The sequence below is a fragment of the Catenulispora acidiphila DSM 44928 genome, assembly GCF_000024025.1.
GTDB lineage: Bacteria > Actinomycetota > Actinomycetes > Streptomycetales > Catenulisporaceae > Catenulispora > Catenulispora acidiphila.
This window is the reverse complement of sequence record NC_013131.1, coordinates 4,149,928-4,171,668: the sequence shown is the minus strand read 5'-3', so window position 1 is coordinate 4,171,668 and position 21,741 is coordinate 4,149,928. Positions and strand designations below refer to the sequence as shown.

Genomic DNA, 21,741 nt, shown 5'->3' with positions numbered 1-21,741 from the left:
TGGCACCGACATGCCAGCGCTGGCAACCCGCGCACTCGACACCGGCGCCCGCATCCGCAGCCGGGTCACAGCAACGCGACGCACCGCCCGCGCGCCAGCGTCGGCAGCGGCAGCGGCAGCGGCAGCGGCAGGCGCCATCACCGACATGCCAGAGCTGGCAGCTCGCGCGCCCGACAGGGGCACCCGCCTCGCAGCCCGCATCCGCAGCCGGGTCACAGCAGCGCGACGCACCACCCGCGCACCAGCACCAGCACCAGCACCAGCACCAGCGTCGACCACCCATGTGCCAACGCCGGCTATCTGCGTGCCGGCGCTGGCCACCCGCGGGCCAGCACCCCCGAACTCAAACAGCCGCCTGATACTCCGCCAGCAGATTCGCGCAGCGGATCAGCCCGATGTGCGAGTAGGCCTGCGGATGGTTGCCCAGTGAGCGCTCGGCGACCGGGTCGTACTGCTCTGGCAGGAGGCCGGTGGGACCGGCCGCGTCGACGATCTGCGTGAACAACTCCTCGGCCTCGTCTCCTCGGCCGGCCAGCAGGTAGGCCTCGATCAGCCATGCCGCGCAGATGTGGAAGCCGCCTTCGCCGCCGGGGAGGCCGTCGTCGCGGCGGTAGCGGTAGACGGTGGAGCCGCTGCGGAGTTCGGCTTCTATCGCGGTCACCGTGGCTTGGAAGCGGTCGTCGGCTGGGTCGATCAGGCCGGACAGGCCCACGAACAGGGAGGCGGCGTCCAGGTCTGTGCCGTCGTAGGCGGTGGTGAAGGCTTGGACCTCGTCGTTCCAGCCGTGTTCGAGGACGTCCGCGCGGATCGTGTCGCGCAGGATGGTCCATTCCGGCGGTACCTCGCGGCCGTAGCGTTGGCCGAGTTCGACGCCGCGGTCCATGGTCACCCAGCACATCACGCGTGAGTAGACCCGGTGGCGGGGCATGTGCCGCTCTTCCCAGATCCCGTGGTCGGCTTCGTCCCAGCGGCGCGAGACCGCCTCGGTCATCGCCTGCACCATCTGCCAGTCCTGGTCGCGCAGCTCGCCGCGTACCTCGGCCACCGTCCTGACCAGCTCGACCACCGGGCCGAAGACGTCCAGCTGGACCTGGTGGTTGGCCAGGTTGCCGATGCGGACCGGTCGCGAGCCGGCGTAGCCGGGTAGGGACTCGATCGTGGCTTCGGCGCCGATCACCCCGCCGGACAAGGTGTACAGCGGGTGCAGCCACTCCGGACCGGCGAGCGTGCCGAGCACGCCGTGCAGCCAGGTGAGGTAGCCCTCGGCCTCCTCGACCGAGCCCAGATGCACCAGTTCCCGCACCGTCATCGCCGCGTCGCGGATCCAGCAGTAGCGGTAGTCCCAGTTGCGGACCCCGCCGATCTCCTCGGGCAGCGACGTCGTCGCCGCCGCCAGGACGCCGCCGGTGTCGGCGTTGACCAGCCCGCGCAGCGTCAGCGCCGACCGGAGCACCAGCTCGGGCAGCACGCCGGGCGGCTTCAGCGTCGCCGCCCACTGGCTCCAGTACCGGCCGGCGCGCGCCCGGCGCTCCGGCTCGGGCGTCTCGTGCTCGTCCAGTTCGGTCGTCCCGCAGCGCAGCTCGAACACGACCGGGTTCCCCGCCGACGGCCGGATCACCGCGGACGCCGTCTCGTGCAGCCCGTCGGAGGTGACGGTCCACTGCACGCCCGGCGAGCGCAGCACGAACGGCTCGGAGGTCCCGTGCACCTGAAGGCCCTCAGCCTCGGCCACCAAGCGCACCGGGACGCCGCCGAACTCCGGACGCGGCGCGAAGGTCACCGAGGCCTCGGTGTCCCCGGCCACCACCCGGACCAGATCCGTGCGGTGCGGCGGGGTGTCGAGCTCGAGGTAGTCGGTGACCAGCAGCCGCGACCACCGGGTCTCCACCGTCATGGTCCTGGGCAGGTAGCGCTGGCCCAGAGGCAGGCCGTTGTGCCGGGGGGCGATGGCGAAGTGGCCGGCGCCGGCGCCGCCGAGCAGGTCGGCGAAGACCGCGGGCGCGTCCGCGCCGGGGTGGCACATCCAGGTCAGCCTGGCGTCCGGGGTCACCAGGGCGACCGAGCGCTCGTTGGCCAGCATGGAGTGCCGCTCGATCGGGTGGGAGGACTGGCCGTAGAGCCAGTTCCGGCGCTCCTCCAGCAGGAAGGCGAGCACCACCGGGACGTCCGCCGTCTCCGATACCCGGTAGGCCGCCTGCGTCTCCCCGGCGCCGACCTTCACGCCGACGTCCGGACCGGACAGCCGGGCGAACGCCTTCTCGTCGGTGACGTCGTCGCCGAGGAAGATCGCCGCGGTGGCGCCGACCTGGTGGCGCAGCACGTCCAGCGCGCGGCCCTTGTCGGTGTCGACCACCGAGAGCTCGATGACCTCCTTGCCGACGGTCGTCGAGACGCCCGGCCAGGTGGCGGGACCCTCGTGCACGCTGGCGAGCACCTTGCGCCCGGCGTCGTACTCGGCTTGGCGCACGTGCACCGCGATGCTCGCCGGCTTGACCTCCAGGTTCACCCCCGGCACGTCGATGACCAGCTGCTCCAGCTCGGCGCCGAGCCGCCGGTGCAGCGCCCGGGCCTCCGCGCCGAGCGCGTGGACGAAGCCGATGTCGAACTCCGAGCCGTGGCTGCCGACCAGGTTCACCTCGGCGGGCAGCCGGGACAGCGTGGCGAGGTCGCGCAGCGCCCGGCCGGAGATGACCACCGTGGTCGTCTCGTGCAGCCCCGCGAGCGACCGGAGCGCGCCCACCGACTCCGGCAGCGGCCTGGCCTCGTCCGGGTTCAGCGTGATCGGGGCCAGCGTGCCGTCGTAGTCGCAGGCGACCAGGAGCCGCGGGGTCCGGGCGATCTGGACGATCGCCCGCCGCAGCTCCGCAGGCAGGGCCTCAGCAGTCAACACTTCTCCTCAAAGAGTTTCGGTCATGGGGTGGTGTGTGGCGTTCGAGTCCATGACACGCATGCGACGACGGCCCACCGCGACATCGAGCCTAGCCAATTCCACGCGTGGATCGTCCACCCCGTCCAGATCATGCTGAAGGCGAGCACGCCGCTGCCGAGCGTCACCGGGTCAACCGCCTTTCGGGCCCGGCAAACCCGCTGCGCGGGTGGCGTCGGCGGCGGGCATCGGATTCACCATCCGACCAGCATGGACGAACTTTTCGGCCAGCATGGGCACGACTCGCCGGACTGGCAACTGGCAACAAGGGCTCGCAAGGTACTCGCGAGGCAGCGGTCAGCCGACGCCCCAGATTTTCTTCTTCGCCCGCCAGGGTTCGCCACCGTGACCGTGGCCGTGGTCGGCGTCCAATCCGGCGGCTATCCCGTCATCGCCGCGAGTGAGCTTGAGCAGGGCCCCGGCGACACGCGTGGCGAGCATGCCGGAGATCGCCGAGGGCGACAGCAGCGGTCCGCCGTCGATGACGCTGGGCATCGGGGTGTCGGTGACGCCGGACATCGGGGCGTCGGTCCCGGCTCCGAAGTCCGCGGGGACCACGGCAACCCGGCGCGCGCCCAGCCGCCCGCAGCGGTCGATGCCCTCGGCGAGGTCGGGATCGCCGCCGCGGAAGGCGACTTCCACCCACGGAAGGCCTTCTTGGACCTTGACGAGGCGGGCGATCCGGAACAGCTCGGCGTCGTCGAACCGGTTGGCGGCGTTCGCGGTCACGAGCATCGCCAGATCCGTCCCGCCGTGCCGTCTCGCAGCGCCGGCGACCGCGACCCGGAGCCAGCCGGTCAGCAAGGCCGCAGTGCCGAACGACTCGGCCAGCACAACCCGCCCGGCAGCCGCGCCGCGGCTCAGCACCGTGAGCGTGCGGGCGATACCGGCGACCAGCTGCGGATCGCGCCCCAGCGTCATCGGCACCACGCACACCGGCAGGTCGGAGCTGTCAAGAGCCTGATACAAAGACTCATCCAGCTGCCGACCCGCAGACGCCGCGCACAACAGCGGCCCATACTCGACCAACGGATCCACAGCCACGCGTCCGCCGCCCTCGTGGCCGCCGACGATAACGACGGCGGCCCGTGCGGCCCTCAGCGATGTCTTCGTCACCGGCGCGCTGTTGTCCGCCACGGCGCGTTGTAAACGCCGACGCGCGACCGCGGATTCCGAGCGCGACCCTCGCGACAACGCACGCCGTGGCTCCACTACCCTGACCGACGGGATCAAGCCTCCGACACGCAGGAGAACACCAAATGCCTTCGCCATCTCGCTCACGGCTGTCCACCATCGCTGTGGCGACGCTCGCCTGCACGGCGGGAGGTATGTCTGCGGCTGTGCCGTCGCATGCTGATACGACGGTGTCTGCGGGGTTGTCCGTTCCGAGTGAGGTGAGCATCAGTTCTGCGACCGTCACCGCGGACATATCCGGCTCCGAGGCGCCGGCTGGTGCGACCTACACTATCGACTGGGGCGACGGCGTTCAGAGTGTCACCAGCGACAAGGACACCCCCCTGACCCACACCTATACGCGAGTCGGTGGATTCGGCGTCACCTTGAAGGTGACCTCCTCGGACGACAACGATCAGCAACGCGTCCCGGTGACCGTCGACCCCGTCGGCGGGGCGGTGGCCGCTTCGGCCACCAGCCTGGTCGACCGGTCGCCGATCACTGTCACCATCACGCCGCCCAGCCGGCTCGGGACCGGCGAGAGCGTCACCGGCTACTCCGTTGATCTCGATTGCGGCGCTGGTCAGACGTCGACCTACAGCATCAGTGCCGGCTCAGACCTCAGCGTCACCGAGCCCGTCCACTGCATCGGGAAAGTCCTCGTCAGTGTGCAGGGCACGCTCAACGACGGCGGACATTTCTGGCTCGACGGACCCACGCTGACCGTCACTGCGGCCCAGCCGGTGTTGCACGCGAGCGTGACGGTCACCGCGCCGCACACCGTGCAGGTAGACCTGGCCGGCTGCAGCGTCGATTTCGCCCCCTCCAGCTACCCGATGTTCTCCATCGACTGGGGCGACGGCACTTCCCTCAAGAACGACGACCTCGCCTCCGCGAGCTTGCACCAGTCCATGCCGACCCACTGGTACACCACCGCCGGCACCAAGACCGTCACCATCTGGATCGGCGACGGCGTGGGGCCCTCCGCGACCACGACCCGTACCATCACGCTCACCGACCCGGCGGTGACCGCCACCGTCCAGCCTGTGGCGGGCGCCGACCGCTACGCGACCGGCGTCCTGGCCTCCCAGCGCGCCTTCCCCGCCGCAGGATCGGCCGGCGCCGTGGTCCTTGCCCGGGGCGACCAGTTCGCCGACGCGCTCACCGGGATACCGCTGGCCTCTTATCGCCACGCCTCGCTGCTGGTCACCCCTGGCGGTCCCGGCGCGACGCTGGACCCTCGCGTGGCCGCCGAGATCCAGCGCGTGCTGGGACCGGGCACGGGTAAGACCGTCTACCTCCTCGGCGGAACGGCCGCACTGCCGCAAGGTATCGCCGACTACATCACCAAGACCTTGCACTACCGCGTGGTCCGCTACGCCGGCACCGACCGGTATGCCACAGCCCTGATCATCGCCAAGACCGGGCTCGACAACCCCGGCCGCATCGTCGCAGCCCGCGGCGACGACTTCGCCGACGCTCTGACGGCAGGACCCCTGGCCGCCGACAAACTCACCGACGCCAGCGGCAAGCCCGCCGCGATCGTCCTGACCCAGGGCCCGGCCGAGAAAGCGACGGTCGATCCCGCAACCGCCGCTTACATCCGCAGCAAGGAGAGGACAGCCGGCGCCGTCACCGCGGTCGGCGGCGGCGCCTGGACAGCTCTCCAACAGCCCGCGATGTACGTCGCCGGAGCCGTCACCGGCATCGTCGGCGGCGACCGCTACGGAACCGCGACCGCCGTCGCCAACGCCTGGGGCACCAACACGCAGAACAAGTACACCATCGGCCTGGCGACCGGTACCGGCTTCGCCGACGCCCTGACCGGTGGCGCGCTGACCGCACACGCCAACGGTCCTCTGCTCCTCACCGACCCGGCCGTGCTCAGCCCGGCAACAGCCAACTACCTCCGCGCCTACGGCACTTCGATCGCCACGATCGACGTCTTCGGCGGTCCCACTGCCATCGCCCCGACCGTCATCAATGCCGTCTACCAGCAGCTCTCCATGCCGTACTGACGGGTTGCGATTTCGCGGGACACCCCATCCGACCTAGGCCCGGGCTCCAAGCCACACCGCGGCGTTCGGGGCGAGCTTTCCGCCGCTCACCACGTCGCTGCTCAGCAGGACGCGATGCGCGGGGGGCAGGTCGAGGGGGGTGGCTGAGAAGTTCACGATGCACGTGAAGTCCTGCGAGCGGGTGAACGCCACGACGTCGGCTCCCGCGTCGATCCAGGTGACGTCGGTGGGGAGGTTGGAGATCGTTTCGCGGCGCAGGGTCAGTGCCTCGCGATAGAGGTTCAGTGTTGAGTCAGGGTCCTGATTCTGGACCGCTGCCGTGGTCTCCTTCCAGGACGCGGGTTGCGGGAGCCAGGGGTCTGCGTGCGCTTCGGGGTCGGAGAAGCCGAAGGGGGGTGCTTCGCCGGACCAGGGCAGGGGGACGCGGCAGCCGTCGCGGCCGCGGTCGGTGTGGCCGGAGCGTTCCCAGGTGGGGTCCTGGATGCGGTCCGGGGGTACGTCCCGGACCTCGGGGAGGGCGAGTTCGTCGCCCTGGTAGATGTAGACGCCGCCGGGGAGGGCGAGGGTCAGGAGGGCTGCGGCTCGGGCGCGGCGGGTGCCGAGGACGGGGTCGGAGGGGTCGTCGTGCCGCTTGTCGCCCATGTCGAAGGCGGTGTTCTCGCGGCCGTAGCGGGTGACGTGGCGGATCGTGTCGTGGTTCGACAGGACCCAGGTCGGGGGTGCTCCGACGGCGGCGTGGGAGGCCAGGGTGTCGTCGATGACCCTGCGGATCGCTTCGCTGTCCCAGGCGCTGCACAGGAATTCGAAGTTGAAGGCCGAGTGCAGTTCGTCGGAGCGGAGGTAGCGGGTGTACTGCTCGGGGGTCGGGAGCCAGACCTCGCCGACCATCACGCGCTCGCCGGGGTAGGAGTCGGTGACGCGGCGCCAGGCGCGGTAGACGTCGTGTACCTCGGGGCGGTCCTGGTAGGGGAGGTCGTGGGGGATCGGGGTGGGACCGACGTCCGGGAGTCCTTGCTTCTTCATCAAGCCGTGGGCGACGTCGATGCGGAAGCCGTCGACGCCGCGATCGAGCCAGAAGCGCAGGATCTGCTCGAACGCGGCGAGCGTGCCGGGGTCCTCCCAGTTCAGGTCGGGCTGCTCGGGGGTGAACATGTGCAGGAACCAGGGTCCCGGCGTGCCGTCGGGTTCGGTGATCCGTGTCCAGGCCGGGCCGCCGAAGTAGGACTGCCAGTCGTTGGGGGGAAGCGAGCCGTCCGCACCGCGTCCCGGACGGAACCAGAACCGCTCGCGCTCGGCCGCACCGGGACCGGCCGCCAGCGCCGCCTGGAACCAAGGGTGCTGATCCGAGCAGTGGTTGGGGACGATGTCGATGATGATCCGCATTCCGAAACCGTGGACCGCGTCGATCAGCTTTCGGGCCTGCGCCAGATCCCCGAAGACCGGATCGATGTCGCAATAGTCTGCGACGTCATACCCCGCGTCGGCCATCGGCGAGACGTACCACGGCGTCAGCCACAGCGCGTCCACACCGAGATCGCGCAGGTACGGCAGCCGGGAACGGATCCCGGCGAGGTCCCCGATCCCGTCCCCGTCGGCGTCGGCGAAGCTGCGCACGTAGATCTGGTAGATGGACGCGGTACGCCACCAGGCGGTCGTCGTCGGGCCGGTGGTGGTTTCTTGCATGGAGATTCCCGTCTGTGTGGTTCGGTGGGACCGGCCCGGTGCTGCGAACAGGGGCAACACCGGGCCGATCGGATCGTGCGAGCGCTGTGCTGTGTTGTGCCGTGCCGTGCTGTGTTTTGCTGTGCGGTGCGACCTACCAGCCGCTGTCCCCCGGACCGCGCGTGATCGGGTAGTTCGAGGGGTTGTTCAGTCCGCCGGACGCGGCGCCGGTGACGGTCACATAGTTCGCCGTCATCCCGCCGGTCAGGTTCTTGATGTTGATGCCGTATCCGCCCGCGCCGCTGATCGCGAGGTGATCGAGCGTCAGGTTGGCGATCTGCTTGCTGTCACCCAGAAGCAGGGCGTCGTAGGTGGCGCTGGTGATCGTGTTGGTGGAGACGGTCACCGGCTGGGTGATGTCGGACTGGCTCGCGTAGATCCACAGTGCGCCGAGGCTCGAACCCCAGTTGTACTCATACGATCCGGCGCGTGTCAGCGCGTTGCCGGACACCGTGGTCGGGCCGGTGAACCCGCCTCCGAACCGGGTGCTGACGGTGATGCCCGCGCCGAACGCGACGGTGTCAGAGACCTGATTGGCGACGACGGCGTTGCCGTTGCCGCCGTAGACACCGATGCCGTTGGCCTGGATCGGACTCTGAACGGTGTTGTGCACCAGCGAGCAGCGGACGACGTCGCCGCCCTCGGTGTCCAGCGCGATGTTGTCGTCGCCGCTGTTGCGCACCTGCGACTGGTCGATCCGGGTGCCGTTGCTGCCGCCGTGGACGTGGAGACCGTCGGCGAAGACGTCGCGGACGCGCAGCCCGGAGGCGTAGAGCCCGACGCCCGGAACCGCCCACAGCCCGACCTTCGTGTGCTCCATCCACACGTCGAACAGCAGCGAGCCCTGCGCGAAGGTCCCCTCGATCGCGGCCGCGCCGGAGTCGTTGTTCCGCGAGGTCTGATCGCCGGAGATCGTCAGGTCGGCGATCTGGTTCACGCCGGCGGTGGTGTACAGACCGCCGCTGCCGTTCACGGCCGTGGACTGGATCGTCGTGTACCACTCGCCGGCGCCGCGCACCGGCACGCCGTTGATGTTGATGCGGCCCGAGATGTCGTAGGTTCCGGACGGGAAGAACAAGCCCTTGCCCGTTCCGGCCAAAGCACTCAGCGCGCTGTTGATCGCGTTGGTGTCGTCCGCCCCGTTGTTCGGAGTGACGCCGTAGTTGGTGATCGGGACGAAGTTCGCCGGTATCGCGAAGGCAGGGTCCACCTGTTCGGTGTCGATGACGTCGAAGGTGTACGAGGCGGCCGTGTCGCCGGAGTCCTTCTGGAGCTTCAGCACCGTTCCCGCCGGCCAGTTGCCTATCAGGGCCCTGGTCTCGTCATAGAAGTGGTGCGCGGGACCGCTGCTCGGCGTGTTTGTGTCGTAGTAGCCGCCGCCGTAGAGCCAGGAGTACTTGGTGGTGAGGGTCAGATCCTGGATCTTGTTCCCGTTGGCGTACAACGCGATCGGGGCGCTCGCCGCGGAACCGTCGCCATTGTCAGGGATCGAATAGCGGACCACGATCGAGTTGGTCGGGTGCGCCAACGTGACCTGCATGTACTGGCCGGTGGCGGTCAGCTGGACGGCCCGGCGGCCGGTCGATTCGGCCTGGATGCTCGGGTAGGCGGTGCTGGCGGCCAGGACCGTGCCGTTGGTCTGCGTCTGCGAGCTCGTGGCGGTGTACTCGGTGTACGGGAGCGTCGCGCCGACCGCGGCCAGAGCGGTGCCGTTGGCGACGGTGACGTCGTCGATGGCGACGTTGCCGGTGTCGCCGCTGTCGTGCTGGACGCCGATGAGGTTCTCCCCGGAGCGCAGCGCGATGGTCCGCGACGACGTCAGCCAGCCGCTGCCGGCCGGCAGCGAGAGCTGTGCGTTCTTCAGGCCATTGACATACAGCGAGATCGTCTGCGCCGAGCCGGTGGAGTTCGCATAGCGAAGGGTCACGGCATCCGAACCCGCAGCCGGGACGTCGGTGTCGATGACGGTCTCGGCGCCCTGGGTGGTGAAGCCGGTCAGGTAGCCGGTGCCGCTGTACCCGCTGATAGACGTCGCGACGCTCGGGCCGCCGGCGGTGAAGGCGGTCTCGGCCTCATAGGGCGTGCCGGACGGCGGCGGCGAGCTGGAGCTGGGAGAGGTCGACGGCGTCGTGGTCGGCGGGGTGATCGCACCGACGACGATGTTGTCGATGTTGACGTTGCCCAGGTCGGAGGAGTCGAACTTGTAGGAGACCGCGTTGCTGCCCGCGTTCAGGCTGACGCTTTCGGTCTCGGTCCCCCACGTGTCCCAGTTCGCCGTGGCCGGAAGCAGGATCTGCTTGATCTTGGTGCCGTTGACGTACAACGACAACGACATCTGCGCGCCGGTGCCGTTCGCGTAGCGCAGCGTCGTCGTCGTGGATCCGGCACCGGATTCCGAGACGGTGAACGTGGTGTTCGCAGCGCCCTTATTCGCATCGGTGTATCCGCCGACGAAACCGGTGCCGGTGTAGTTCGCATGGTCGCTGGCGACGACCGTACCGCCGGAAAGCGCCGCGCTCTCCGCCTCGAACTGACCGGCCGGAGGCGGTGCCGCCGGAGTGACGGTGATGTTGTCCACGTTGACGTTGCCGAGATCGGCGGAGTCGAACTTGTACGAGATCGTGTCGGTCCCGGCCTTCAGCGCGACCGACTCGGTCTCGGTCGTCCAGGTGTCCCAGTTGGCCGACGCCGGAAGCAGGATCTGCTTCAGCTTGGTGCCGTTGACGTACAACGACAGCGACATCTGCGCACCGGTGCCGTTCGCATAACGCAGCGCCACGGACTCGTTCCCCGCAGCGGAGGCGTTCACGGTGAACGTGGTGTTCGCAGCGCCCTTATTCGCATCGGTGTATCCGCCGACGAAACCGGTCCCGGTGTAGTTCGCGTGATCGCTGGCGACGACCGTACCGCCGGACAACGCCGCCTTCTCCGCCTCATAGGTCGTACCGGCGGCCGATGCCGAGTGCGCCATGGACCAGGCGGCGATGGTGGCGAACGTGACAGCTCCGGCGGTCGACGCCGCCAGGGCGCGTCTGCGTCCTCGAGGTATCGCCGATGAGGGGGATGCTGCGGGTGGGGTGGTGGGTGTGGGGGGCATGATCACTCCTTTCAGTGCGCGTACGCTTCGAACTCCGACAGCTGAGCCGCGGGCCAGCCGGTGTTGCCGGTGAGGGTGAGCGTCAGGGTGCGAACAGTGGTGGCGGGGAACGTGATCGTCACCGAGTTCCCGGCGACGGCCGGGTCGAAGACGTAGTCGGCGGAAGCTGCCAGCGGCACGCCGTCGCCCGAGACCGCGATCGTCTGCGTCCGCGCGCCCCAGTTCGGCGGCAGCTTCAGCACGACCCGGTCCACCGAGACGCTCTGGCCCAGATCGACGGTCGCGGTCTGCGGGAAGGTCCCGTCCGCGCTCTCGAAGTAGGTGGTGGCGTCCCCGTCGGTGAGCTTGTCCGGGCCGCACCAGGAACACTGCTGCGAGCTGGACGTGACAGTCCGTCCCAGGGCGAGGTCGCCGTTCGGGTCGTAGCCGACGCCCTTGAGGCCGACGACGTAGGGACCGGCCGGGGAGGTGCTGTCGATCGTGAGCAGCCCGGTGAAGTTGCCCGAGGTGGCCGGGTCGAAGGCGACGTGGACGGTGCAGGACGCGCCGACCGCGATGGTGGTGCAGGGATCGTCGGCGGTGAAGCCGGCGGGCGCGGCGATGCGCTGGATCGTGATCGGCTTCGGTCCGGGATTGGTGATGGTGATCGGCTGGGCGGCGGCGGTGGACAGGGCTTGGAAGCCGAAGTCGACGCCGGTGGCCTTGTCGATGCTCAGCGCTCCGCTCGGCGGGAAGCCGCAGGCGCTCTTGGTCCAGCCGACGTTCGACCCGGACTTGGCGATCGTGAATCCGCTGGCGCAGTCATAGGTTCCGGCGCCGTTGCCCGCGCCGAGACCGAGCGCGAGGACGTTCGAGAACGTCGCGGTGCCCGGCGCCTGGAGCTGCACGGCGAACGTGCCCGCGCCGGCGATCGTGACCCGGTCGACCGAGACGTTCGTGATGCTCTGCCCGACGAACTGGATCCCGGCGTAGGAGCTGTCCACCAGCGTGTCGTCGTGCACGGAGATCGCGCCGGTCATCGGTGAATCGGCGGCGTCGAACCACAGCGCCCCGATCTCGGTCGGGTCGTTGGGGACCAGATCGCCGGTGCGCAGCAGGACGTCGTCGGCGATGGTCGTCGTCCCGGACAGGGCGACCGAGCCGAAACGGTTGCCGACGTGGACGCCGCCGCCCTGGGTGACGGTGTCGGCGGCGAGGTCGTCGCTGACGGTGTTGTCGTGCCCGCCGTAGACGGCGAAGGCGTTGGCGAGCTGCGGCTGCACGACCGTGTCGTGGACGAAGGCGTTGTCGTGGTCGGCGTTCTGGTCCGACCACATGGCCATGCCGTCGTCGCCGGTGTTGCGGACGAAGGTGTTCCGCACCGTGACGTGGCTGACGCCGTCGTGCAGGTTGACGCCGTCGGCGGTGGTGTCCTGGATGCGGGTGTCGGAGACGGTCAGGCCGTCGGCCGGTCCGTCGAACCACATGCCGACCTTGGTGTGCTGGATCCAGAGGTCGTCGACCGTCGAGCCGCCGCCGAGGGACCCGCCCAAACCGCTGTCGGAGACGGAGTCGTCGCGCACGGTCGTCTCGCCGAAGATGGCGAAGCCGCTGAGGTGGACGGCGGCGCTGGGCGTCGGGGCGGGCTTGCCGAACATGCCGACACCCGCGCCGTGCAGGACCGAATACCAAGGCCCGGCACCGGAAACCGTGACGCCGTCGACGACGAGGTGCCGGGTGACGGTGTACGTGCCCTGCGGGATCCAGACCGTCTGGTGCGCGGCGGCGCCGGCGTCGATGGCGTTCTGGATCGCCTGGCCGGAGTCGGTCGCGCCGGTCGGATCCGCGCCGAAGTCCAGAACGCTCAGGGAGCCGGCCGGCGCCCGGGTCGGGGCGGGCGCGACGTTCTCGAAATCGGCGACGTCGACGGTGGTCGGCGCCGAGGCCGTGATCCGCACGCGGGTTCCGGCAGGCAGGACGCGGCCCAGTAGTGCGCGGGTGTCGTCGAAGTAATGATGCTCGCCGCCGTCTGCCGGGTTGTTGGTGAACGGGTAGTTCCCGTAGAAGTGCGAGTACTTCGCGGTGGTGGGCAGCGAGGCGAGCGGGGTGTCGTGGCTGTTCTGCGGCCGGCCGCCGACCGTGAGCTGAAGCGATGAGTCGGCGCTGCCGTCCGGGACGGAGTACCGGATATCGACCGCGTCAGCCGGCTGCGCAAGAACGAACTCAAGGTACTGCCCGGCCGCCAGCTGCACGGCGCGGCGGCCGGTGGCCTCGGCGGCGATCTGGGTGAACGCGCGCGAGGCGAAGGTGCGGGTTCCGTTGGTCGCGGCGGCGTTCACGGAGTCGTACTCGGTGAACGGAACGCTGGCGCCTGCCGGAAGGGGAAGCGCGGCGGTGGTGCTCAGGTGCGCGGCGGCCGGACTGACGTGCGCGGTCGCGGGTCCGGCTAACGCGACGCCGAGGCCGATCGCGGCTATGGCGGCCAAGACTGTGGAGCGGAGCATCGTGACGTACTCCTGACGCAGGCATGGGGGTACCGAGGCGTGACCCGGCGCGCTGGTGGCGGGGTTACGTCAAGGTTTCGAGGTGGTGTGGTGCAGCGAAACCGTACGACTCGGAGAGACCGAAGTCCAGAGTCCAACGCAAAAATCCGTCAGGATCCATGGATTCTCTTGCGCTGAAGCGCAGGAACTCACGCGCAGCGGTGCGAACAGGACAGAGGTCTGTGACGCGATGAGCTAAGACGGCGCTGGGTGCGGCGCTCAGTGGCGCGCGATGCCGGTCGAGGCGCGCACGATGAGCTCCGGCTCGTACAGCGTCTCCTCGCCGAGCACGGCGTGTCCGCTGATCTGCGCCTTCAGGGCCTCGGCCGCGGCGGCGGCCATCGCGCGGACCGGCTGCCGGACCGTCGTCAGCGGCGGGTCGGTGGCGATCATGTAGGGCGAGTCGTCGAAGCCGATGACCGACAGGTCGCCCGGGACGCTCATGCCCAGCCGGTAGGCCGCGCGGACGGCGCCCAGAGCCAGAGCGTCGCTGGCGCAGATCAGGGCTGTGCAGTTCGTGGCGCCCGCATCGGAGGCCAGCAACCGGGCGGTCGCGGCGCGGCCGTCCTCGATCGAGAAACCCGTGTGGACGACCAGATCCCGCCACGCGCCCGGTTCGGCGCCGGTCCGTTCGCAGTGGGCGACGAACGCACCGAGTTTGCGCGCCGAGGGGATGTGGCCCACCGGGCCCAGCACCATGCCGACGCGCGTGTGGCCGAGCGAGCCCAAATGGCTCAGGGCCTGGTCCACCGCCGCGGCGTCGTCGACGCTGACCCGGCAGACTTTCTCGTTGGTGTCGGCCGGGTTGATCAGGACCAGCGGGATGCCGCGCTCGCGCAGCTCGCGGGAGTACTCCGGGCCCGCGTCGGCGTAGGAGGAGCCGATGAAGACGATGCCGGCGACGTCGTGGTCCATCAGGAGTTTGATGTAGTTCGCCTCGGAGACCCCGTCGGAGGTCCGGGTGCACAGCACCGGCATCAGGCCCTGTTTCACCAGACCGGCCGAGACCGACTCCACGAAGGCCGGGAAGATCGGGTTCTGCAGGTCCGGGACGACCAATCCGACCAGCCCGGCCCGGCCGCGGCGGAACTTGGCCGGACGCTCGTGGCCCAGGACGTCCAGGGCGGTCAGGACGCGGTCGCGGGTCTCCTGGGCTATGAACGGCTGGTCGTTCAGGACCCGGCGGACAGTGGCCAGACTGACGCCGGCGAAGGAGGCGACGTCAGAGAGTTTGGTAGCCACGGCCGTCAGCGTACAACCGATCTACGCAAGAAACGACCAATTCGGTGACGAGAATCAAGCAGCTCTCGGTCAGGCGGCGATTCCGGCGCCCGGATCGCGGACCGGACCGGTCGATCCGCGGACCACCAGCTCGGGCTCGAACAGCAGCTCCTCGGTGTTCATCCGCCCGCCTTCGACCTGCTTGAGCAGCATCGCCACCGCGGCCCGACCCATCGCCTCGATCGGCTGGCGCACCGTGGTCAGCGCCGGGTCGGTGCAGTTCATGAAGCTGGAGTCGTCGAAGCCGACGACCGAGACGTCGCGCGGGACGTCCAGACCGGAGCGGCGCACCGCCCGGATCGCGCCGAGGGCGAGCACGTCGCTGCCGCACACCACAGCCGTGACGCCCTGCGCCAGGGCCCGCGCGGTCGCCGCCCGGCCGCCCTCCATCGAGAACTGCGCGTGCTCCACAACGACCGACAAGCGCCGCGCGCCATAGCCCGGCGCACGCTTCGCGGCCCGCTCCGCCTCGGCCAGGAAGGCCGCGACCCGGCGCCGCGAGGGCATGTGGTCCTCGGGTCCGACGACCAGCCCGACGCGCTCGTGGCCGAGCGATTCCAGGTGTCCGTAGGACTGCTCGCAGGCGACCTCGTCGTCGGTGGACACCGCCGGGAAGCCGAGGTCTTCCACGGCCGCGTTGAACAGCACGACCGGAACTCCGCGGTCCTTGAGCAGCCGGTAGTGGTCGTGGGGCGCGTCGGCCTCGGCGTAGTGGCCGCCGCAGAACACCACGCCGGAGACGTGCTGGTCCAGCAGCATGTCGACGTACGCCGACTCCGACAGGCCGCCGGCGGTACGGGTGCACAGGACCGGGGTGAAGCCGCGCTGAGCGAGCGCGCCGCCGACGACTTCGGCCAGCGCCGGGAAGATCGGGTTCTGCAGTTCCGGCAGGACCAGGCCGATCAGCCGGGCCCGCTCGCCGCGCAGTTGGGTCGGGCGCTCATAGCCCAGGACGTCCAGGGCGGTGAGCACGGCTTCGCGGGTGCCCTCGGCGACGCCGGGCTTGTTGTTGAGGACCCTGCTCACGGTGGCCTCACTGACGCCGACCTTCTGGGCGACTTCGGAAAGGCGGCGGGCTGGCGTGGGAGTCATGACCGCAACGATACGACGATCGCCTGCAAAGGTTTGCACCAGGCTGGTGAGAAGACGGACTCGATTCTGAAACCTGGCGCGCGCCGGGCGAGCCCGATCCGAAGATTTTCTCGGCGCCGGACAACGGGATGCAGCGATGCGCCGCCGACTCCTCGACCTGGCACGGCTCGGCGGAATGCCCGGGTAGCCACCGATTTCGACTTCTGATTCGCGGCGAAGTCCCGTCCTTGCAAAGGTTCATCGATATCTTGCGTAGGCGATTGGTCGCAGCTACGGTGAGGCCCACTCGACATCGGAACGGCGCTTTTTCACCCCGCCGCGGGTTTCCCACCGATCACCCGAGCTGCGCTTGCACCACTCCCATCCCTCATAGTTCCGTCCAGGAAGGTGTTCGATGAAGAGTTACGCCCAGCGGCCCACTGTTCGCAGGACCGCCGCCCTCGTCCTCGTCGCGGGCCTGAGCCTGTCCGCGGCGGCGTGCTCCAGCAGCAAGAGCGGCGCCAAGGGCGCCGCGGCGCCGGCCGGCGGCGACGGCCCGGTCACGATCTCCGTGCCCTGCGAGCCGCCGACCAGCCAGGCCGGGCAGCGCAAGGAATGGCTCGCCGACGTCGCCACGTTCGAGAAGGCCAACCCGACCATCACGATCAACGGCATAGACACCTACCCGTGCGAGGACACCGCGACGTTCACGGCCCAGATGCGGGCCGGCACCGAGCCGGACGTGTTCCACACCTACTTCACCGACCTGAACCAGGTGCTGGACTCCGGACAGGCCGCCGACATTACGTCCTATGTCAACGACACGACCCTCCCCGGCTTCAAGGACATCGCGCCGTCCGCGTTGGCCGCCGTCACCGCGGGCAAGACGCTCTACGGGCTGCCGACCGGCATCTACACCCAGGGCCTGATCATCAACCGCAAGCTGTTCAAGCAGGCCGGTCTGGACCCGGACCACCCGCCGACAACGTGGGCCGACGTGGAGAAGGACGCCAAGGCGATCACCGCGCTGGGCAACGGGATCTACGGCTATGGCGAGTACAGCGCCGGCAACAACGGCGGCTGGCACTTCTCCTCCGAGGTCGACGCCAACGGCGGGCAGATGATCGGCAGCGACGGGACGAAGGCGGCGTTCAACGCCCAGCCCGCGACCGAGGTGCTGCAGGCGCTGCACCAGATGCGCTTCGTCGACAACAGCATGAGCCCGACCCAGCAGCTGAAATGGGGCGACCTGCAGAAGCAGATGGGCGCCGGGAAGCTCGGCATGTACGTCGCCTCCCCGGACGACATCTACAACGTCATCGTCCCCCAGGACGGCGGCAACGTCGACGACTACGGCATCGGTCCGCTGCCCAGCACCAGCGGGACGCCCGCCGGGTCGCTGTCCGGCGGCGACGACGTCATGTTCAACAAGCACGACACCCCGGCGCAGATCCGGGCCGGCATCAAGTGGATCGCGTTCTCGATGCTGACGCCGGGCCAGGGCCAGTTCAACTACGCGCGCACCAAGGCCGACGGGCTGCCGGTCGGCTTCCCGGAGCCGCTGGACTGGATCGGCGACACCTCGGCGAAGAACGAGACGCTGAAGGCGGCCAGCGCGACGGTGAACACCGCGTACTTCAAGACGTTCGTCGACGCGCACGAGAAGGGCATGGGCGAGCCCGCCGACGCCCAGGCGGTCTACAAGACGCTGGACGCCACGATGCTCAGTGTCCTGAACGACCCGAACGCCAACATCCCGAACCTGCTCAAGACCGCGGAGACCCAGGTCAACACGCTGCTCGCGAACGCCGGCTGACCGGCTGACCGGCTAGCCGGCTTGGCCGGCCGGCGACCACAGCGCCGCCGCGGGACCGGATCGGACGACATCCGGCTCCGCGGCGCCTCGCACGACCCACCTCCCGATCGAGCATGGAGCAGTGATGGCGGAACAAGTCCTCCTCGGACCGGGGAATCAGTCCCTCCCGCGGTCCCCCGCCGGCGGTCCGCGCGCGCCGCAGCGCCGGTTCGTCCTGAACCTGCGGCGCAACCTCGCCGGCTACGGCTTCATGGCCGGCGCGGTCCTGTGTTTCGCTTTGTTCTCCTGGTATCCGATGATCCGCGAGTTCATCATGAGCTTCCAGGGGACGCACCGGGACCCGGTGACGCGGCTGCCCAGGACGACGTGGGTCGGGTGGCGGAACTACACCCGGATCTTCCACGACCCGACGTTCGCCGCGGCGTGGAAGAACACCGTGGAGTTCAGCCTGCTGGCGCTGCTGATCGGGTTCGCGGTGCCGTTCGTCGTGGCGATCGTCTTGAACGAGCTGCGGCACGCGCGCGGCTATCTGCGGGTCCTGGTCTACCTGCCGGTGATGCTGCCCCCGGCGTCGGCACTGCTGCTGTTCCAGTACTTCTACGACCCGAACGTGGGGTTGTTCGACCATCTGCTGCACCTGGTGCACCTGCCGACGTCCCAGTTCGTGCAGTCCTCGGGCAGCGCGATGGTCTCGGTGGTCATCGCCTCCACCTGGATGAACATGGGCGGCACGACCCTGATCTACCTGGCCGCGCTGCAGAACATCCCCGGCGAGCTGTATGAAGCGGCCGAACTCGACGGCGCGGGCGTGCTCGGCCGGATCCGGCACGTCACCATCCCGCAGACCCGGCTCATCTTGTCGATGATGCTGATGCTGCAGATCGTCGGCACGATGCAGCTGTTCATCGAGCCCTTCATCCTCACCAACGGCGGCGCCGGGCCGGACAACTCGACGATCTCCGTGGTGAACCTGATCTACCAGTACGCGTTCAACCTGTCCGGGTCCAGCAACTACAACAGCGCCTCGGCGCTCGGGGTGTTGCTGATGCTCGTGTTGGGCGTGTTCTCCGCGCTCTATCTGTGGATCAGCCGGGACCGCGACAAGTAGGACCGCCGAAGGAGGCGATTGATGAGCACTCAGCACAGCAGGACCCTGATCAACCACAACCGGGGCCGCCGGTCGGCGGCTGCGGGTTCGGCGGCGGGCAAGCGCAAGCGCTCCGCCTTGGACGACACCACCACGCGGACGCTGGTCTCCAGCGCCACGTTGAACCGCAGGCGGGGACGGATCCTGTATTGGATCGTGGCCACGCTGGTGATCGTCGGTTTCACGATGATCTTCCTCGGCCCGCTGTATTTCATGTTCACCGACGGGCTGAAGTCGACGAAGGAGTCGGTGCAGAGTCCGCCGACGCTCTACCCGCACGCCGTCCACCCCGGAAACTACGTCGATGCCTGGAGCAAGACGGGGATCGCGCGGCTGTTGGGGAACACGCTGTACTACGCGTTCGGCGCGTTGGCGTTCCAGCTGGTCTTCGACGTCGCCGCGGCGTACGCGATCTCCAAGCTGCGGCCGCGGTTCGGCAACGCGGTGTTCGGGCTGATGCTGGCGACGCTGATGATCCCGGCGCTGGTGCTGGTCGTACCGCAGTATCTGACGGTCGCCGACGTGCCGGTGATCCACCTGAATCTGATCGGCTCGCCGGCGGCGATCTGGCTGCCCTCGGTCGCCAACGGGTTCAGCATCTTCCTGCTCAAGCGGTTCTTCGACTCGATTCCCGACGATCTGATGCACGCCGCCGCGATCGACGGGGCGGGGCGGTTCAAGACCCTGTGGTCGATCGTGCTGCCGATGTCGCGGCCGATCCTGGCGGTGGTGTCGATCTTCGCGGTGACGTCGGTGTGGAAGGACTTCCTGTGGCCGAAGCTGGTCGAGGGCGGGTTCAGCCCGACGCGGGAGACCCTGAACGTGGGGCTCACGCAGGCGGCTAACACCTCGCCGCAGAACATGGTGATCGCCGCTTCGGCCATCGCGGCGGTTCCGGCGATCATCTTCTTCCTGGTGTTCCAGCGGAACATCATGGCCGGTCTGACGGTGGGGAGCTTGAAGGGGTAGCCCGCTCTCCGCCTCCGTTCCCCCCTCCTTCGCGCGCCGAGGCTGCGCGGACGGTACCTCCTTGCCTGAATCCGGGCTCGAAGAAAGCAGAACCCTGTGATCCACGTCGACAACAACCTTCTGCCCGCCGCCGCCGATCAGGACCGCGCACCGGCCGCCGCCTGGTGGCGCAGCGCGTCGATCTACCAGGTCTACACGCGCAGCTTCGCCGACTCCGACGGGGACGGCGTCGGCGACCTGCCGGGGGTGCGCGCCAAGCTGCCGTATCTGGCGGATCTGGGCGTCCAGGCACTGTGGTTCAACCCCTGGTATCCCTCGCCGATGGCTGACGCGGGCTACGACATCGCCGACTACCGCGACATCGAGCCGGTGTTCGGGACGCTGGCCGACGCCGACGCGCTGATCGCCGAGGCGCACGGGTACGGCATCAAGGTGATCATCGATGTGGTCCCCAACCACTGCTCGGATCAGCACCCTTGGTTCCAGGCGGCGCTGGCGGCCGGGCCCGGCTCGGTCGAGCGTGAGCGGTTCTGGTTCCGTCCGGGGCGCGGTGCGGACGGCTCGCTGCCGCCGAACGACTGGCAGTCGATTTTCGGCGGCCCGGCCTGGACGCGCGTCCCGGCGGCCGAGGGCACTCCCGGTGAGTGGTACCTGCACCTGTTCGCCCCCGAGCAGCCCGACTTCAACTGGACGTCGGCGGACGTCCGGGCGGAGTTCGAGGACGTGCTCCGGTTCTGGTTCGACCGGGGCGCGGACGGGATCCGGATCGACTCCGCCGCACTGCTGACCAAGGACGCCGAGCTCCCCGACCTGGCCTCCGCTCCCGAACAGCACCCCTTCGAGGACCGCGACGACGTCCACGAGATCTACCGCGCCTGGCGCGCCGTGGCCGAATCCTACGGCGGCGACCGCGCCCTGATCGGCGAGCTGTGGATCCCGGACCCGGAGCGCTTCACCCACTACTTCCGCCCCGACGAGCTGCACAGCGCCTTCAACTTCCCCTACCTGTGCAGCGCCTGGAACGCCACCGAGCTCCGCTCCGTCATCGACGCGACCATCCAGATCCACGCCCCGGTCGACGCCCCACCGACGTGGGTCCTGTCGAACCACGACGTGGACCGCCACGTCTCCCGCTACGGCCGCACCGACACCTCCTTCGCCATGGACCGCCGCGAACACGGCCGCGCCCTCGACATCGAGCTCGGCACCCGCCGCGCACGAGCAGCGGCCTTGCTGACCTTCGCACTCCCCGGCGCGGTGTACATCTACCAGGGCGACGAGCTGGGCCTGTGGGAGGTCGAGGACATCCCCGCGCACCTCCGCCAGGACCCGATCTGGCACCGCACCGGCGGGTCGGACCCTGGCCGCGACGGCTGTCGCGTGCCTCTTCCGTGGTCCGGAACTCGGGCGCCCTTCGGCTTCTCTCCGGCTGACGCGGCGAACGCGGTCGAACCATGGCTGCCGCAGCCGGCAGACTGGGCCGCCCTCACGGTCGAAACCCAAACCGGCGACCCCCGCTCCATGCTCGAGCTCTACCGCGCAGCCCTCCGCATCCGCCGCGAGGAACCGGCGCTGGGAGACGGCACGCTGCACTGGATGCCGAGCGACGAGGCGGTCCTGGACTTCACCAGAGGCGGATCGCTGCGCTGCATCGCGAACCTGTCCACGACGCCGATTCCCCTGCCGCCGCACGCCGGGATCTTGGTGCAGAGCGCGGACTTGGTCGAGGGGATGCTGGCTGCGGATGCTGCGGTGTGGTTGCGGGTGGCGGTGGGGTGAGTGGGTTCGTTGTGTGGGGGTGGTGTGGGGTGGTGAGGGGTGGTGCGGGGTGGTTGGGTGCGGTTTGTTTGTGGGTTTTTAGAAGCTTTCTTTACGGCTTCGCGCAAGGTGTTGATGGCCTCGCAGGGGGCGCAGTTCGGTAGTGGGTGACTGGTCTGCGCTGGCGGCCGGCGGTGGTGGTGGACACGACCGCGCGCCGGTCCGAGTCACTGCGCATGCG

Annotated in this window: 12 protein-coding genes; 5 read left to right on the top strand and 7 right to left on the bottom strand. The window is 69.2% G+C overall.

Going from position 1 to position 21,741, the window contains the following annotated elements; translation table 11 throughout:
• Nucleotides 1–343 precede the first annotated feature (343 nt).
• Nucleotides 344–2,887 carry a trehalose-phosphatase gene (gene otsB, locus CACI_RS18445; RefSeq protein ID WP_015792342.1) on the bottom strand — a complete coding sequence of 848 codons (2,544 nt, stop codon included), beginning with the start codon at nucleotides 2,885–2,887 and terminating at the stop codon, nucleotides 344–346.
• 336 nt (nucleotides 2,888–3,223) lie between these two features.
• The gene (locus CACI_RS18440) at nucleotides 3,224–4,063 is read right to left on the bottom strand and encodes a sirohydrochlorin chelatase (protein ID WP_015792341.1); all 840 of its coding nucleotides are present in this window, start codon (nucleotides 4,061–4,063) and stop codon (nucleotides 3,224–3,226) included.
• A 239-nt stretch (nucleotides 4,064–4,302) separates the two neighbouring features.
• Between CACI_RS18440 and CACI_RS18435 the strand changes: the two genes are divergently transcribed.
• The gene (locus CACI_RS18435) at nucleotides 4,303–6,117 is read left to right on the top strand and encodes a cell wall-binding repeat-containing protein (protein ID WP_190276769.1); all 1,815 of its coding nucleotides are present in this window, start codon (nucleotides 4,303–4,305) and stop codon (nucleotides 6,115–6,117) included.
• Nucleotides 6,118–6,150: 33 nt separating this feature from the next.
• Here the strand turns inward: CACI_RS18435 and CACI_RS18430 are convergent, their stop codons facing one another.
• From CACI_RS18430 to CACI_RS18410, 5 genes are all read right to left on the bottom strand, one after another.
• The gene (locus CACI_RS18430) at nucleotides 6,151–7,800 is read right to left on the bottom strand and encodes a glycoside hydrolase family 13 protein (RefSeq protein ID WP_015792339.1); all 1,650 of its coding nucleotides are present in this window, start codon (nucleotides 7,798–7,800) and stop codon (nucleotides 6,151–6,153) included.
• 133 nt (nucleotides 7,801–7,933) lie between these two features.
• Nucleotides 7,934–10,936 (bottom strand): CBM35 domain-containing protein, encoded by a 3,003-nt coding sequence (locus tag CACI_RS18425; protein WP_015792338.1) that lies wholly within the window; start codon nucleotides 10,934–10,936, stop codon nucleotides 7,934–7,936.
• A gap of 11 nt (nucleotides 10,937–10,947) precedes the next feature.
• On the bottom strand, nucleotides 10,948–13,419 hold the full coding sequence (locus CACI_RS18420) for a choice-of-anchor D domain-containing protein (protein WP_015792337.1): 2,472 nt from the start codon (nucleotides 13,417–13,419) through the stop codon (nucleotides 10,948–10,950).
• 258 nt (nucleotides 13,420–13,677) lie between these two features.
• Complete coding sequence (locus CACI_RS18415) at nucleotides 13,678–14,700, bottom strand: LacI family DNA-binding transcriptional regulator (protein WP_015792336.1); 1,023 nt, start codon at nucleotides 14,698–14,700, stop codon at nucleotides 13,678–13,680.
• Between the two features lie 69 nt (nucleotides 14,701–14,769).
• Nucleotides 14,770–15,831: a LacI family DNA-binding transcriptional regulator gene (locus CACI_RS18410; protein WP_015792335.1), complete on the bottom strand. Its 1,062-nt coding sequence runs from the start codon at nucleotides 15,829–15,831 to the stop codon at nucleotides 14,770–14,772.
• A 394-nt stretch (nucleotides 15,832–16,225) separates the two neighbouring features.
• Here CACI_RS18410 and CACI_RS18405 point away from each other — a divergent pair, with 394 nt between their 5' ends.
• The 4 genes from CACI_RS18405 (at nucleotide 16,226) to CACI_RS18390 (ending at nucleotide 21,521) form a co-directional block, all read left to right on the top strand.
• Nucleotides 16,226–17,626, top strand: a complete 1,401-nt coding sequence (locus tag CACI_RS18405) for an ABC transporter substrate-binding protein (RefSeq protein ID WP_015792334.1) — start codon at nucleotides 16,226–16,228, stop codon at nucleotides 17,624–17,626.
• A 124-nt stretch (nucleotides 17,627–17,750) separates the two neighbouring features.
• Nucleotides 17,751–18,734: a carbohydrate ABC transporter permease gene (locus tag CACI_RS18400; RefSeq protein ID WP_015792333.1), complete on the top strand. Its 984-nt coding sequence runs from the start codon at nucleotides 17,751–17,753 to the stop codon at nucleotides 18,732–18,734.
• A 21-nt stretch (nucleotides 18,735–18,755) separates the two neighbouring features.
• Nucleotides 18,756–19,742 (top strand): carbohydrate ABC transporter permease, encoded by a 987-nt coding sequence (locus tag CACI_RS18395; protein ID WP_015792332.1) that lies wholly within the window; start codon nucleotides 18,756–18,758, stop codon nucleotides 19,740–19,742.
• A 96-nt stretch (nucleotides 19,743–19,838) separates the two neighbouring features.
• Nucleotides 19,839–21,521 (top strand): glycoside hydrolase family 13 protein, encoded by a 1,683-nt coding sequence (locus tag CACI_RS18390; protein ID WP_015792331.1) that lies wholly within the window; start codon nucleotides 19,839–19,841, stop codon nucleotides 21,519–21,521.
• Nucleotides 21,522–21,741 lie beyond the last annotated feature (220 nt).

What these genes read in the sequence shown, in the direction of transcription:
- CACI_RS18430 (WP_015792339.1), bottom strand. Translation starts at nt 7,800, where the DNA reads ATGCAAGAAACCACCACCGGCCCGACGACGACCGCCTGGTGGCGTACC.
- CACI_RS18425 (WP_015792338.1), bottom strand. Translation starts at nt 10,936, where the DNA reads ATGCCCCCCACACCCACCACCCCACCCGCAGCATCCCCCTCATCGGCG.
- CACI_RS18420 (WP_015792337.1), bottom strand. Translation starts at nt 13,419, where the DNA reads ATGCTCCGCTCCACAGTCTTGGCCGCCATAGCCGCGATCGGCCTCGGC.
- CACI_RS18410 (WP_015792335.1), bottom strand. Translation starts at nt 15,831, where the DNA reads ATGACTCCCACGCCAGCCCGCCGCCTTTCCGAAGTCGCCCAGAAGGTC.
- CACI_RS18405 (WP_015792334.1), top strand. Translation starts at nt 16,226, where the DNA reads ATGAAGAGTTACGCCCAGCGGCCCACTGTTCGCAGGACCGCCGCCCTC.
- CACI_RS18400 (WP_015792333.1), top strand. Translation starts at nt 17,751, where the DNA reads ATGGCGGAACAAGTCCTCCTCGGACCGGGGAATCAGTCCCTCCCGCGG.
- CACI_RS18395 (WP_015792332.1), top strand. Translation starts at nt 18,756, where the DNA reads ATGAGCACTCAGCACAGCAGGACCCTGATCAACCACAACCGGGGCCGC.